At 73.3% G+C, this 13,853-nt stretch carries 10 protein-coding genes; 8 read left to right on the top strand and 2 right to left on the bottom strand.

Features of this window, described 5'->3' with window-relative positions; translation table 11 throughout:
• Positions 1–359: hypothetical protein (locus ACFU5G_RS05540; RefSeq protein WP_377241606.1), on the bottom strand; the 359-nt coding region annotated here is incomplete at its 3' end.
• Between the two features lie 116 nt (positions 360–475).
• Between ACFU5G_RS05540 and ACFU5G_RS05545 the strand changes: the two genes are divergently transcribed.
• The 7 genes from ACFU5G_RS05545 (at position 476) to ACFU5G_RS05575 (ending at position 10,243) form a co-directional block, all read left to right on the top strand.
• Complete coding sequence (locus ACFU5G_RS05545; RefSeq protein WP_377241608.1) at positions 476–1,573, top strand: hypothetical protein; 1,098 nt, start codon at positions 476–478, stop codon at positions 1,571–1,573.
• Positions 1,574–1,779: 206 nt separating this feature from the next.
• A complete protein-coding gene (locus ACFU5G_RS05550; RefSeq protein WP_377241610.1) occupies positions 1,780–2,367 on the top strand; it encodes a sigma factor-like helix-turn-helix DNA-binding protein in 588 nt (195 codons plus the stop codon).
• On the top strand, positions 2,364–3,614 hold the full coding sequence (locus ACFU5G_RS05555; RefSeq protein WP_377241612.1) for a hypothetical protein: 1,251 nt from the start codon (positions 2,364–2,366) through the stop codon (positions 3,612–3,614). The genes ACFU5G_RS05550 and ACFU5G_RS05555 overlap by 4 nt, the downstream gene beginning before the upstream one ends.
• A gap of 93 nt (positions 3,615–3,707) precedes the next feature.
• Positions 3,708–5,081 (top strand): M18 family aminopeptidase, encoded by a 1,374-nt coding sequence (locus ACFU5G_RS05560; protein ID WP_377241614.1) that lies wholly within the window; start codon positions 3,708–3,710, stop codon positions 5,079–5,081.
• Positions 5,082–5,489: 408 nt separating this feature from the next.
• The gene (locus ACFU5G_RS05565; protein ID WP_377241616.1) at positions 5,490–7,004 is read left to right on the top strand and encodes a helix-turn-helix domain-containing protein; all 1,515 of its coding nucleotides are present in this window, start codon (positions 5,490–5,492) and stop codon (positions 7,002–7,004) included.
• Positions 7,001–7,744 carry a haloacid dehalogenase-like hydrolase gene (locus tag ACFU5G_RS05570; RefSeq protein WP_377241618.1) on the top strand — a complete coding sequence of 248 codons (744 nt, stop codon included), beginning with the start codon at positions 7,001–7,003 and terminating at the stop codon, positions 7,742–7,744. Before ACFU5G_RS05565 ends, ACFU5G_RS05570 begins: the two co-directional genes overlap by 4 nt.
• Positions 7,745–7,939: 195 nt before the next feature.
• The gene (locus ACFU5G_RS05575; protein ID WP_377241620.1) at positions 7,940–10,243 is read left to right on the top strand and encodes a sodium-translocating pyrophosphatase; all 2,304 of its coding nucleotides are present in this window, start codon (positions 7,940–7,942) and stop codon (positions 10,241–10,243) included.
• Between the two features lie 99 nt (positions 10,244–10,342).
• Here the strand turns inward: ACFU5G_RS05575 and ACFU5G_RS05580 are convergent, their stop codons facing one another.
• On the bottom strand, positions 10,343–10,924 hold the full coding sequence (locus tag ACFU5G_RS05580) for a DinB family protein (RefSeq protein ID WP_377241622.1): 582 nt from the start codon (positions 10,922–10,924) through the stop codon (positions 10,343–10,345).
• Positions 10,925–11,094: 170 nt separating this feature from the next.
• On the opposite strand from ACFU5G_RS05580, the gene ACFU5G_RS05585 reads away from it, so the two are divergent.
• On the top strand, positions 11,095–13,722 hold the full coding sequence (locus ACFU5G_RS05585) for a M14 family zinc carboxypeptidase (protein ID WP_377241624.1): 2,628 nt from the start codon (positions 11,095–11,097) through the stop codon (positions 13,720–13,722).
• Positions 13,723–13,853 lie beyond the last annotated feature (131 nt).

Consider the following 13,853-nt stretch of genomic DNA (forward strand, 5'->3'; position numbering starts at 1 on the left):
GTCGCTTGCGTCGAGATCGGTCGATCAACCGACCGGTCTCGACGCAACCGACCGATCTCATCTCCAGGCACTGGCCTCGGCCCGCCCGCGAGCGCCGCCCGCAGCGCCGCGTGCGTGACCCGGCCCGGGGCGCCCGCGGGCAGGCGCATCGCGGCGGCGAGCGCCGCCGCAGCGTCGTCCTGCTCGAAGAAGGCGCGGCCGATCCGGTCGAGCAGGGCCTCGTCCACCCCGCGGGCCCGGCCGAGCACGCGCAGGGGGCGGCCGATCCGCACCCCGCGGGCCTCGGCGGAGCGGAACCGGAGCGGGTACGCGGGTGCGCGCCCGGCGTCGTCCACAGGGTTGTCCACCGTCTCGGCCATGTCCTCATCCTGACCCGGACGGGTTCGGTGCGAGAAGGATCCGACCCCAACTGTTCGCCGGACCCGGGCGTCATAGGGGGTGAAAAGCAAGTACGCCAACAACCGGGGGAACAGAGATGAGCCACGGAGACGACCGCACGGATCACGGCACGCGCACACCTCGCGGGCGGACGGCGCGGCTGGTCGGCGTAGGCGTCGGCGGCGGGGCGCTGGTCGCGGCGGGCGCGCTGGTGCTGGGTGCCACGCAGCTCGCGACGCCGGGCCTGGCGGCGCCGCTGCCCACCTATGAGCCGCAGGCGGTGTCGGACGTCGCGCAGCGCGACGTCCCGCAGCCGGACCTGCTGACCGGGACGCCGCTGCGGTGCGGCGCGAACCTGGCCGGCCTGAGCTTCGCCGAGGACGTGACGCTCGCGGCCACCGGGGACCTGACCACGGAGTCGGTGCACTACGAGGGCGAGTGGTCCACCTATGACTCGCTGCCGCTGCGGGCGGCCGACGCCGAGGGCGCGGACACCTCGGAGAACGACCTGAACTCGCCGACCCTGGTCTGGGTGGACGAGGACGGCACGGTCGTGGACCTGGGCGGCTGGGAGAAGTACCCGATGTACCTGACGCACGAGGACGGCGGCCCGACGGCGCAGGAGGACCGCACCTCGTCGTGCGCCCCGGACGACGCCGAGCAGTGGCTGCCGGACGGCGAGTACACGGCCTACCCGATGACCATCGAGTACTCGACCGACACCCTGGTGGCGGGCGACCCGCTGCCGGTGACGGTCGAGGACGGGGAACCGCGGTGGGCGGCCGGCGGCCAGGAGGCGCCGGTTCCGTTCGAGCTGCCGGGCGACCCCGACCAGACGCTGCTGCCGGACCGCGGGTTCGGCAGCGTGGTGGTGGACCGCACCGGGGCGTGGGAGCGTCGCGACACCTACCGCGCCGTCTGGCCGGAGGGTGAGCTCACCGAGGGCGAGGGGTACGTGGTCCAGGCGCGGTGCACGTCGTCCGACCCGGAGGACAGCATCACCTACGCGCTGTCCGGCAAGTGGGGCGACGTCACCGGCGAGATCCGGTGCGACGGCCACGACCGCACGGACGGCACCTGGGGCTACCAGGCCCCGGACGTCCCGGGCGAGCGGGTCGGCATCGAGCTGACCGACGTGCCGGACGGCGTCGTGCTCGCGTACGCGCGCCTGGTCCCCGCCTCCGTGGCGGGCTGACCCGAGCCGACCTCCGCCGGTCGAACCGACCCCGCCGGTCGAACCGACCCCGCTGGTCGAGCCTGTCGAGACCCCTGGTCCCGGCAGGCTCGACCCGTGCCCGGGCAGAAATGCCCCGCCGTCCCCCAGAATCGGGTCCCGAACCCGCACAACCTCCCGGCGCCCTGGTTCGTCGACACGGTCAAGACGGCAGGAAGGAGCCGGCAATGGGCTGGCACGAAGACCTGGAGACGCTCGCCACGGAACGTGGCGGCGCGCTCGTCGGGTACGCGTACACGCTGTGCGGCGACGTGCGGCAGGCCGAGGACCTGGTGCAGGAGGCGCTGGTCCGGTACTGCTCGCGCCTGGTCCGGCCGGGCGGGCGCGGCGGCCGGGCGACGTCGGGCATGCGCACGGTGCCCCTCGACGGGGCAGGGGCCGCGGACGGGGCCGGAAGGAGCGCGCGCTACCCCGAGGCGTACGTGCGCCGCACGGTGCTGAACCTGTACCTGGACGGCTGGCGGCGGAACAAGAAATGGGCCGACATCGCCCCGCGGGTCGCCGTGGAGGACGTCCGGTTCCCCGACTCGGGTGTCACGGCCCGGGCCGACATCGTGCACGCACTGACCCGGCTCCCGCCGAGGCAGCGCGCGTGCGTGGTGCTGCGCTACTTCGAGGACCAGACGATCGCGCAGGTCGCTGACTCGATGGGGACCGCGCCGGGCACGGTCAAGCGCTATCTGCACGACGCTCTGCGCACGCTGCGCGACGTGCTGGAACCAGTGGACGCGACGATGGAAGGAAAGCAGCGATGAACCGGTACGACGACGCCAGGGACCAGGACCACGGCTGGGTGGAGCCCGCTGGGGCGGGCCTGCTGGCGCAGACCCTCGGCGCGATGGCGGGCGGTGTGGACCCGGCGTCACCCACGGGCCCCGCGGCGGCGATACCGAACATGAGCAGGCGGGTGCGCCGGCGTCGGACGGCGAAGCTAGGCGGGCTCGGCGGTGGCGCGCTCGCGGTGGCGGGCGCCCTGGTGCTCGGGGCCGTACAGCTCGTGCCCTCGGACCAGCCCGAGGCGCTGTTGCCGGGGGCGACCGCGCCCTCGCCCACGCCGTCCTCCCTGTCGTCGTCCGGGCCGGACCTCCCGATCCAGGACGGTTACCAGCCCTCCTGGCTCGAATGGAGCGACCTGACGTGCGGGATGCCGGTCGCCGACCTGGAGTCCACGGCACAGGGCTGGTCGGTCGAGGCGGCCGGCGACGTCTACGAACGGCCGGGAGATCTCGGCGGCGGCGAGTCCGTGACGCTGCGGGGCATGGCGGCGACGGTCGAGCAGGGGGACGGGGTGCTCCAAGGGGCCCCCGTGCTGGTGTGGAGCCAGGGAGGCGTGGTCGTGGACCTGGGAACCGACGTCTTCGAGGCGTCGGACCTGCGTGCTCCGCTGGTCGGCTCCGGCGCGGACGTGATCGAGGCCAATGGGGGTGCGTCCACGACGTGCGTGCCCGGCGGGACCGGTGAGAGCACCGTCTTCGAGACGCCCCTGCCCGAGGGCGACTACGAGGTACGGGTGGTCGCCTTCCCACAGGTCGAGTCCGGTTGGACGACGGCGGTGAGCGAGCCGGTGCCGGTCCGGATCGACTCCGACGGCGCGCACAGCCCGACCGGGGAGCGTGGTGGCGAGTCGGCGATCGAGTTCCCGGAGCCGGTCGGCGGCCAGGTCGCACGGTTCGAGCTGGATCGCACCACCGGCTGGGTCACCGCGGAGCTGACCCAGCCCGGCTATTCGTCCGACACGCCGCTGAGGGTCGTAGGCCAGTGCGAGGGAACGGACCCGGAGGCTCTGCTGCCGATCGAGGTCGTGCTGTGGCCCACGGGCGACGTGCTCGCGTCCACCCAGATCAGCTGCGACGGGGGCGAGGCCGGGGCCGAGGTCGACGTCCCGGCAGGCGAAGGGGCGATCATCGACCTCCGCCTGCCGAGCATCCCGGACGGTGTCGGGCGGGCTTGGGTCTCCCTCGAACCGGCCACGCCCCAGGGAAGAGACGCCGCCGGCGAGTAGCCAACGCCACGTGTCAGACGCTCAGGCCCCCCGTGGATCCTGAGCGTCTGACACGTGGGCCAGGGGACCTGCACGGGCGGAGATAATGGCTGGATGACGGACCAGACACTCACCCCCGCACAGTCCGCAGCCGACCAGCCCGCAGCAGACCGGACCGCTCCGGTCCAGCCGGCGGCCGTCCCCCAGGAGGCCCGCGACCACGCCGCGGACCTGGGGGAGTTCATCGCGGCGTCGCCGTCGTCCTACCACGCGGCCGCGGAGGTGGCGCGGCGCGCGCAGGCGGCGGGCTTCACGCTCCTCGCCGAGGACGCGGCCTGGGGTGTCACCCCGGGCGGGCGCTACGTCGTGGTCCGTGACGGCTCGGTCATCGCCTTCACCGTGCCCGCCACCGCCGGCCCCACGACGCCGTTCACCATCGTGGGAGCCCACACCGACTCCACCGGCTTCAAGCTCAAGCCCAAGCCGACCACGCACGGTGCCGGTGGCTGGTGGCAGGTCGGCGTCGAGGTCTACGGCGGGCCGCTGCTCAACTCCTGGCTCGACCGCGAGCTGGAGCTGGCCGGGCGGATCGTCACGCACGACGGCACCGAGCACCTGGTGCGCACCGGCCCCATGCTCCGGATCCCGCAGCTCGCCATCCACCTGGACCGCGGCGTGAACGACAACGGGCTCGCCCTGGACAAGCAGCGCCACACCCAGCCCGTCTGGGGCCTCGGCGACGCGCAGAGCGCCGACGTCCTGGCGGCGCTCGCGGCGGACGCCGGCGTGGACCCCGCGGACATCGGCGGGTACGACGTGGTGCTGGCCGAGACGCAGCCCGCCCGCGCGTTCGGCGCCGGCCAGGTGCTGTTCGCCTCCGCGCGGCTCGACAACCTGCTCTCCACGCACGCGGGCCTGACGGCGCTGCTCGGGCGGGCCTCCGGCGACGACGGCTCGACCGGCGTCGAGATGTTCGCCGCGTTCGACCACGAGGAGATCGGCAGCGCCTCGCGCTCCGGTGCCGCCGGCCCGTTCCTGGAGGAGGTGCTGGTCCGGATCTCGACCGCGCTCGGCGCCACGGCGGAGGAGCGCTCGCGGGCGTTCGCGGCGTCCCTGCACGTGTCGTCCGACGTCGGGCACGCGGTGCACCCGAACTACCCCGAGCGGCACGACCCGGCCAACCACCCCGTCGCCGGCGGCGGCCCGATCCTCAAGATCAACGCCAACCAGCGCTACGCCACGGACGCCCACGGGGCGGCCGCCTGGAACGCGGCGTGCCGGGAAGCGGGGGTGCCCACCCAGGAGTTCGTCTCGAGCAACGTCGTGCCGTGCGGTTCGACGATCGGACCCATCTCAGCGACGCGTCTGGGCATTCGCACTGTCGATGTCGGAGTGCCAATTTTGTCGATGCACTCGGCGCGTGAGCTCACCGCCGTGGTCGATCCCTGGTACCTCTCGCGCGCCATGAGCGCCGTCCTCGGCGGGTGAAAAGCCGAATCGTCCCGGAACGAGGCGCTAAGGACGGTTGATCGGGGCGACCTGCGCTTTTGCATGTTTCCGTTGGTTCTGTCCGGGTATACATTTGACACAATGCGGACATGAGTTGGACGTTTGTCCAAGAAAGAATCGGCCTGACCTGCGAAAACGTCCGATCCTCGTTGTCCACTGGTCTGGAGAAAAATACCTAGTACCGTCCAGATGCATGGACCTCGTGGGGGTGATACCACTGTGGTCATCCAGAGCCGTGAACTCGGCAAAAGAGAAATGCCGGACCCTCAGGAGCCCCCTGTGCCTCGTGCAACCGTACGCACCTGCGCTCGATGTGGCTGTGTCCTCAGCCGCTACAACTCCGAAGCGCGTTGCGCCGCATGCCGGCGCACCGAGTCAGTCCCCGTGGTGTCGCTGCCCAGCGTCCCGTCCCGGGTCTGGCAGGACGAAGCCGTCCGCTCGGCGCTGGCCGACTGGGACTTCGGGCAGGTCAGCCGCATGGTGCGGCAGCTCGTCCCGCTGCGGCAGGAGGACGTGGCAGCCCTGACCGGGCTGAGCCAGTCCTACCTGTCGATGCTGGAGTGCGGTGACCGCCGCCTGACCGACGTCTCGCGCGTCGTCCAGTTCCTCACGGGGCTGGGCACGCCGCCGGACCTGGTGCGCCTCCCGCTCCCCGGGATCAGCCCGCTGCCCGACGCCGCCGCGCCGACGCGCGCCGCGTCGTCCGGCCAGGCCGCCAGCGCACCCGTGACCGTGACGCCCACCGCGCCCGACCCCACGCTGCCGTGGACGGCGGACCGCATGCTGAGCGCGCTCCGCCTGGCACACGTCGCCGACAACACGGCGGACTGGCTGCCCGCGGACGCCAACGGCCCCGTCTCGGCCACCGCGATGGCCGACGCGGCCGGGACGGACACGCCGCGGCCGGCGTCGGGCATCGCGCTCAACTCGATGATCCAGCGCTGGGACGCGGAGCAGGCGGAGCCGCTGCGCCGCGCCACCGTCGGCACCCGGGTGTCGCTGGAGCTCTGCGGGCACCTGCAGGGCACGCTCGACGAGCTGCGGGTCATGGACAAGGGCTCGGGCAGCGGGGCGGTGGCCGACCTGGCCCGCGCCCACCTCGCCCTGGTGGTCCGGATCCTGGAGCGCAGCACGTACGACGAGGTCACGGGCCGGCTGCTCGCCGCCGTCGCCGCGGACACCGCCACGCAGGCCGGCTGGTTCGCGTTCGACGCCGGGCGCACCGACGCGGCGCGCGCCTACATGCTCGCCGGGCTCCGTGCCGCGCACGCGGCGGCCGACGACCGGCTCGGCGCCGGCGCGCTGTCCTACCTCGCGATCCACGGCTACTCCAGCGGCGACCCGCGCGACGCCGTCCGGGCCGCGGAGGCCGGCCGGCGCCGGATCGCCCGGCTCGACGCGCCGCACCTGTCGGCGACGCTGCTGACCCGCCAGGCGCGCGGCCACGCCGCTGCCGGCGAGGGCGAGGCCGCGCGCCGCGCCCTCGGCGAGGCCTCGGAGCTGTGCGCCCGCGGCCGGGGCGAGGACGACCCGCACTGGCTGTACTGGATGAACGAGGGCGAGATCCACGGTCAGTCCGGCTCGGCCCACCTGGCGCTCGGCAACACGGCCCGCGCCGTCGAGAGCTTCGGCCACGCGATCCGCGCCGAGCGGGCGGGCGAGCGGCGCACGCACGGGCTGTTCCTCAGCCGGGCGGCCCAGGCGCACGCCCGGGCGGGCGACCTCGACGCGGCCTGCGCCACCGGCGAGGAGGCCGTGGCCATCGCCGAGACCGTGCAGTCGGCACGCCTGCGGGAGCACCTGCGGGACCTGTCGGCGGACCTGCGGCGGGGCGGCTCGACGCGGCGCTCCGGAGTGGGGGCGCGGGTGCTGACCGAGCGGATCGCGGCGCTGGCGTCGTGACGGCGCCGGCCACCTCCCGCGGCGATGCCCGGGCCCTCGTGCTCTGGGACATCGACCGGACGCTCGTCTACGTCGGCGAGGTGGACCGGACGGCATACCGGGAGGCGTTCGCCGAGGTCGTGGGACGGCCCGCCGAACGCCTCCCCGCCAAGGGGACCGGGGTGACCATGCCGCTCGCGATCCGCGGGCTGCTGGCCGACAACGGCGTCCCCGAGCGCGAGGCGGAGGACCTGCTGCCGCGGATGCTCGCGGCGGTGCCCCTGCACTTCGCGGCTCGCACCGACGAGGTGCGCCGGCTCGGGACCGTGCTCCCCGGGGCCATGGGCGCCCTGAAGGCCGTGGCCGCCGAGCCCGACCTGGTGGCCACGGTGCTGACGGGCAACCTCGAGCCGAACGCCCGCATCAAGCTCGGCGTGTTCGGCATGGACCAGTACGTCGACGCCGCCGTGGGCGGCTACTCCTCGGACGACGCCCACCGGCCCGCCCTCGTGGCGGTGGCCCAGCGGCGCGCGAGCGAGCGGTACGAGAGCGCGTTCCACAAGGGCAACACCGTGATCGTCGGCGACTCGCTGGAGGACGTGCGCACCGGCCTGGAGGGCGGGGCGCACGTGGTGGCGGTCGCGTCGGGGACCACGCCGGCGGACCGGCTGGCCGAGGCGGGGGCCGACGTGGTGCTCCCGGACCTCACCGACTCGGGCCGGCTGATCCAGGAGATCCGGGTCCTCACCGACACCGCCTGACCCTCTCGGCAGGGTCGCGCCGGGGTGCGGAAGTCTCCATGCTTCGACATAGTGACTGGCGTCACATGTGAGTAGACTCTGGTCTCTTCCCGCCATCGACGTTGCTGGCGGGATGCATCGGCCCTGCACGGGTCAAGCCTGTGCAGGGCATTACATATCTGGGGGAACAGCCCCGGAGCTCGTCGAGGAGGACGAATGCTCGAAGACGGCATTGTTTTCGGCGCAGGGAGCTACACCACGGTGGCGGTGATCGCCGTGATCGCGGTGGCCGCCCTCGGGTGCGCGTTCGTGCTGCGCCGCCAGGTACTCGCCGCGCCTGACGGAACCGCCAAGATGCAGGACATCGGCCAGGCCGTGCAGGAGGGCGCCTCCGCTTATCTGAAGCGGCAGTTCCGCACCCTCGTGCTGTTCGCCGCGGTGGTGTTCGCTCTGCTCTTCCTGCTGCCGGGCGACGGCGGGGTGCGTGTCGGGCGCTCCATCGCGTTCCTGTTCGGCGCCGGGTTCTCCGCGGCCATCGGCTACCTGGGCATGTGGCTCGCGGTGCGCGCCAACGTGCGCGTGGCCTCGGCCGCGACCCGTCCGGGCGGCCGGGCCGAGGGCGCCCGCATCGCCTTCCGCACCGGCGGCGTCGTCGGCATGTCCGTGGTGGGCCTGGGCCTGCTCGGCGCCGCGCTCGTCGTGCTCGTGTACGACGTGGACGCGCCCGCCGTGCTGGAGGGCTTCGGCTTCGGCGCCGCGCTGCTCGCCATGTTCATGCGTGTCGGCGGCGGCATCTTCACCAAGGCGGCCGACGTCGGCGCCGACCTGGTCGGCAAGGTCGAGCAGGGCATCCCCGAGGACGACCCCCGCAACGCGGCCACCATCGCGGACAACGTGGGCGACAACGTCGGCGACTGCGCCGGCATGGCGGCCGACCTCTTCGAGTCCTACGCCGTGACCCTCGTGGCCGCCCTCATCCTGGGCAAGGCCGCCATGGGCGAGCAGGGCCTCGTGTTCCCGCTGATCGTCACCGCGATCGGTGCGTTCGTCGCGCTGCTGGGCGTCTTCATCACCCGGGTGCGGGGGTCCGAGAGCGGGCTCGCCGCGATCAACCGCGGCTTCTACATCTCCGCCGTCGTCGGCGCCGTGCTGGCCGGCATCGCGGCCTTCGTCTACCTGCCGTCCTCGTTCGGCCAGATGACCGGCACCGCCGACCTCACCGACGTGACCGCAGACCCGCGGATCGTCTCCGCCCTCGCCGTGCTGATCGGCGTGGTGCTCGCGGGCGTCATCCTGTGGGTCACGGGCTACTTCACCGGCACCGACAAGAAGCCGACCCTGCACGTGGCCGAGACCTCCCGGACCGGCGCCGCCACCGTGGTGCTCTCCGGCATCGGCGTGGGCTTCGAGTCCGCCGTGTACACGGCCGGCATCATCGCCGCCGCGATCTGCGGCGTGTTCCTGCTGGCCGGCGGCTCGGTGCCGCTCGCGCTGTTCCTCGTGGCCCTCGCCGGCTGCGGCCTGCTCACCACCGTCGGCGTCATCGTCGCCATGGACACGTTCGGCCCGGTCAGCGACAACGCGCAGGGCATCGCCGAGATGTCGGGCGACGTCGACGAGGAGGGCGCGCAGATCCTCACCGACCTGGACGCCGTCGGCAACACCACCAAGGCCATCACCAAGGGCATCGCGATCGCCACGGCCGTGCTGGCCGCGACCGCGCTGTTCGGCTCCTACGCCGACGCCGTGTCGCACGCGCTCGCGCAGGTGGGCGACGTCGGCTCCGGCCTCGTGACCTCGATGCTCAGCTACGAGATCATCTCGCCGGTCACCCTCGTGGGCGTGATCCTGGGCGGCGCCACCGTGTTCCTGTTCTCCGGGCTCGCGATCGACGCCGTGACCCGCGCCGCGGGCGCCATCGTGTTCGAGGTGCGCCGCCAGTTCCGCGAGCACCCGGGCATCATGACGTTCGACGAGCGTCCCGAGTACGGCAAGGTCGTGGACATCTGCACCCGGGACTCGCTGCGCGAGCTCGTCACCCCGGGCCTGCTGGCCGCGTTCGCGCCCATCGCGGTGGGCTTCGGCCTCGGCGTCGGGCCGCTGGCCGGGTTCCTGGCCGGCGCCATCGGCACGGGCGTGCTCATGGCGATCTTCCTGGCCAACTCGGGCGGCGCCTGGGACAACGCGAAGAAGATCGTCGAGGACGGCAAGTACGGCGGCAAGGGCTCGGAGGCGCACGCGGCCACCGTCATCGGTGACACCGTGGGCGACCCGTTCAAGGACACCGCCGGCCCCGCGATCAACCCGCTGATCAAGGTGATGAACCTGGTCGCGCTGCTCATCGCGCCGGCCGTGGTGGCGGTCAGCGTCCCGGCGGACGCCAACCACGCGCTGCGCATCGGCATCGCTCTGGTGGCGGCGGCCGTGGCCTTCGGCGCCGTGATCTGGTCCCGCGTGCGGGCCTCCCGCGTCGACGCGGCCCAGCAGGCGGAGCAGGACCGCACGGCGGCGGCAGTCTGACGCCGAGATAGAACCGCAGCGAAGTAGAACTGCAGCGAAGTAGAACCCTGGCGAGATCGCCAGGGTTCTACTTCGCCAGGGTTCTATCTCGGCAGGAGGCTACTGGCCCACGCGGCCGTCGACGCACTCGCGGAGCAGGTCGGCGTGGCCCACGTGCCGGGAGTACTCCTCCACCATGTGCACCAGCACGTCCCGGATCGGGACCTGGTCGCCGTGGTGCTCGACGGTCTCGCCCAGCCCGTCCTCGGGCAGGGTCTCCATCCAGGCGTCGGCGTCCCGGACCTCGCGCCGCCAGTTCTCCCACGCGTCCTCGACGACGGCGGGATCGGCCACGGCGCCGTCGAAGTCCGCGTCGGGGTTCTCCGGCCCCTTGCCGAACATCTTGGGCAGGTCGACGCGCCCCTGCAGCGCCCGCTGGAACCAGCTCTGCTCCACGTCCGCGAGGTGCCGCACCAGTCCCAGCAGCGACATGGTCGACGGCGGCACCGACCGGCGGGCGAGCTGCTCGGCGTCGAGCCCGTCGCACTTCATCTCCAGCGTGAGCCGGTAGTGCCGCAGGTAGTTCCAGAGGGTCTCCTTCTCGCCGACCGGGCTGGCCAGCGCCTCCCGCGGGTCGCTGTCGGGGTCCACCCACATGTCGGGGTAGACGGTGGCTGAGGTCCATCGCTCGGTAGTGGTCATGAACCCAGTGCACCGCCGCCTCAGGCCCCGGTCAACGGCATTGTTCCGCGGCGCGGGCCCGCCGAGCGGCCGGGAACCCGGGCCACCGGGCCATGCGGTCGCCGCAGTTGATTCCCGGTTCGCCCTCCGGATGGTCCAGACTTGGCCGGATTGTCGCTGGGGAGGCTCCGTTGCTCGCTCGTACCCGCATGCTCGCCGCGCTGACCGGCGCGGTGACCGGCGTGACGCTGGTCGTCGGCGGCGCCGCGCCCGCGACGGCGACGTCGGGCGGCTCCGGACCCGCCGTGGCGGACATCCGGACGGGTCCCGCCGACGGCCCGACCGACCCGGGCGCCTTCATCGCGTCGTACGTGCCGCCCGACCCGGTCCCGCGCGGCCCGGCCGAGGTCCGCATGCCGGCGTCGTACCCGTACCAGCCCCGGCTGCGGGTCTTCCCGCCGGCCGAGCGCGACGCCACGGACCGTAACCGGACGGCGAGCCACGCCGACCTGGCACCCCGCCTGCAGCGGCTGATGGAGCGCAGCGACCGGGTCTCGACGCAGGTGGTGGGGCAGTCCACCGAGGGGCGCGACCTCTACCTGGTCACGGTGACGGCGCCGGAGAGCGAGGTGGAGACCGCGCGGCAGGCGGGCTGGCGCACGGAGATCCGCGACCGGCCGAACCTGGCCGCGCACGACTCGGCCCTGCGGTCGGGCTACAAGACCCCGATCTGGATGACCGCGAACATCCACGGTGACGAGTGGGAGGGCACGGACGCCGCGCTGCGGGTCATCGACCGCCTCGCCACGGCCGACGACCGGGCCACACGCGAGACCCTGTCCCGTCACCGGATCGTGTTCAGCCTGACGCTCAACCCCGACGGCCGCACCCACGCGACCCGTTCGACGTCGCTCGGCCTGGACGCCAACCGCGACATGATCACGCTCGCCACGCCCGAGGCGCGCTCGTACGTGCGCACCCTGCAGGCGGTGCAGCCGCTGCTCGCGGCGGACTTCCACGGCTACACGGACGTGCTGCAGCTCGAGCCGGCCGGCCCGCCGCACGGCGAGAACTACGAGTACGACCTGCTCCTGCCGCACGGCTACGCGATCGCGCGCCAGGTGGAGGACGACGTGGTCGCGGCCGACATCGCCGGGAACACGTACTACGACCCCGGCACGGACCGGGTGGTCGAGAAGGACACGGGGTTCGTCAAGATCCCGTACCGGGACACCCCGTCCGGCTGGGACGACTACCCGCCCGTCTTCACGGCGCAGTACGCGGCCCTGCACGGCGCGGTGACCACCACGGTCGAGCTGCCGCTGGGCCGCACGGGCGCGACCACCACACCGGCCGACTCCGCGGTGGACACCGAGGTGGCCGTCACGGCGATGACCTCGATGATCGACTACGTGCACCGCAGCTCCGACGCCATGCTCGCGGACCAGGTCGAGACGTTCCGCCGCGGCGTGGCCGGTGCGCCCAAGGTCGCGCTCACCACCGAGAACGTCGCCGGCGTCCCCGGCCCGGACGAGTGGAAGCGGCACTGGGGCACCACCGACGACCAGGAGCCCGTGCGGCTCCCGCGCGCCTACGTGATCCCCGTGGGTGAGGGCCAGCGGTCGGCGAGCGACGCCGAGGACCTGGTGTACACGCTCCTGTTCCACGGCATCGAGGTGGGCCGGCTGGACGCCCCGGCGCGCGTGCCGGGGACGGGCACCACCTATCCCGCGGGCTCGTACGTGGTGGACCTGCACCAGCCGCTGCGGGGCCTGGCGAACGCCCTGCTCGGCCTCGGCTCGGACATCTCCGGCAAGGTCCCTGGCATGTACGACATCTCGGCCTGGTCGCTGGCCGAGCTCTGGGGCGCGACGGTGGACCGGGTGGGCGTCACGACGGACGGCCCGGTCGGACGCACCACCCGCCTGCGCGCTCCCGTGGAGCACGGGGGCGCCGTGCCCGGCGAGCGCTACCTGCGGTTCGACCTGGCCGGCGTCGCGGACCACCGCGCCCTCAACGACCTGCTGGGCCAGGACGTGGCCGCGCGGCTCACGGCGGACGGCGGCGTCGTCGTCGGGCCGGACGGGCGGGACGCGGCGCGGGCCGCGGCCGACCGGTACGGCGTCGACCTCGAGGCATCGACGCGCGCCGCGTACCGGGCGGCGGAGCCGACCGAGGACCTGACGATCGCGTACGTGGGCGACCAGGACGACCGGCTCGCGCTCACGGCGCTCGGCTTCGACGACCTGGTGGCGGTCTCGGCGGGCGGTATCCGGACGAGCGCCGCCGTCGGCCGGCCGACGGGCCTGGAGGGCGCCGACGTGCTGTGGGTGGGCACGGCCCTGGACCTCCCGCCGGGTTCGCCGGGTCACGCCTACGTCCGGTCCTGGTTGCGCGACGGCGGCGCGATCGTCGGGCGCGGCGCCGGCGCCTTCGCGGCCGCGAAGTCGTACGGGCTGGTCAGCGGCACCGCGGTCACCGGGGACGAGGCCGGCAACGGCATCATCGAGACCGACACCCCGGGCGACGTCCTGGGCGACCACCCGCAGGACCGGGGGTTCGTCTACCCCGCGGTGTGGTTCACGGACGTGGGCCCGGGCACGACGGCGGAGCTGACCTACGGCAGCTTCCTGGCCGGCCACTGGTCCTCCTCGGGGGACGGGCCCGGGCCCGAGGCCGCCAGTGGGCGAATTGCTGCTGTATCCGGCAAAATAGGACACGCGCGGGCGTTCGTGTTCGGCACGTCGGTGTTCTTCCGTACCCATCCCCGGGGTGGCCTGAGCCAGGCGGGGACGGCGATCCACTGGGCCGCGGGCTGATTTCCGCGGACGTGCCGGTCACACCGTGACCGGGGCGCCAGCCATCACCAGGGGTATGTGGAAAACCGGGTGCTACCGCTATCGTCTGCCGTGTTGTGCTCCCGAACGCCCCGTGGTCCGCGGGCGTGGTC

The organism is Promicromonospora sp. NPDC057488 (assembly GCF_042802395.1).
Lineage (GTDB): Bacteria > Actinomycetota > Actinomycetes > Actinomycetales > Cellulomonadaceae > Promicromonospora.

Coding starts and splice junctions, on each gene's coding strand:
- ACFU5G_RS05575 (WP_377241620.1), top strand. CDS start 7,940: ATGCTCGAAGACGGCATTGTTTTCGGCGCAGGGAGCTACACCACGGTG.
- ACFU5G_RS05555 (WP_377241612.1), top strand. CDS start 2,364: ATGAACCGGTACGACGACGCCAGGGACCAGGACCACGGCTGGGTGGAG.
- ACFU5G_RS05550 (WP_377241610.1), top strand. CDS start 1,780: ATGGGCTGGCACGAAGACCTGGAGACGCTCGCCACGGAACGTGGCGGC.
- ACFU5G_RS05560 (WP_377241614.1), top strand. CDS start 3,708: ATGACGGACCAGACACTCACCCCCGCACAGTCCGCAGCCGACCAGCCC.
- ACFU5G_RS05580 (WP_377241622.1), bottom strand. CDS start 10,924: ATGACCACTACCGAGCGATGGACCTCAGCCACCGTCTACCCCGACATG.
- ACFU5G_RS05545 (WP_377241608.1), top strand. CDS start 476: ATGAGCCACGGAGACGACCGCACGGATCACGGCACGCGCACACCTCGC.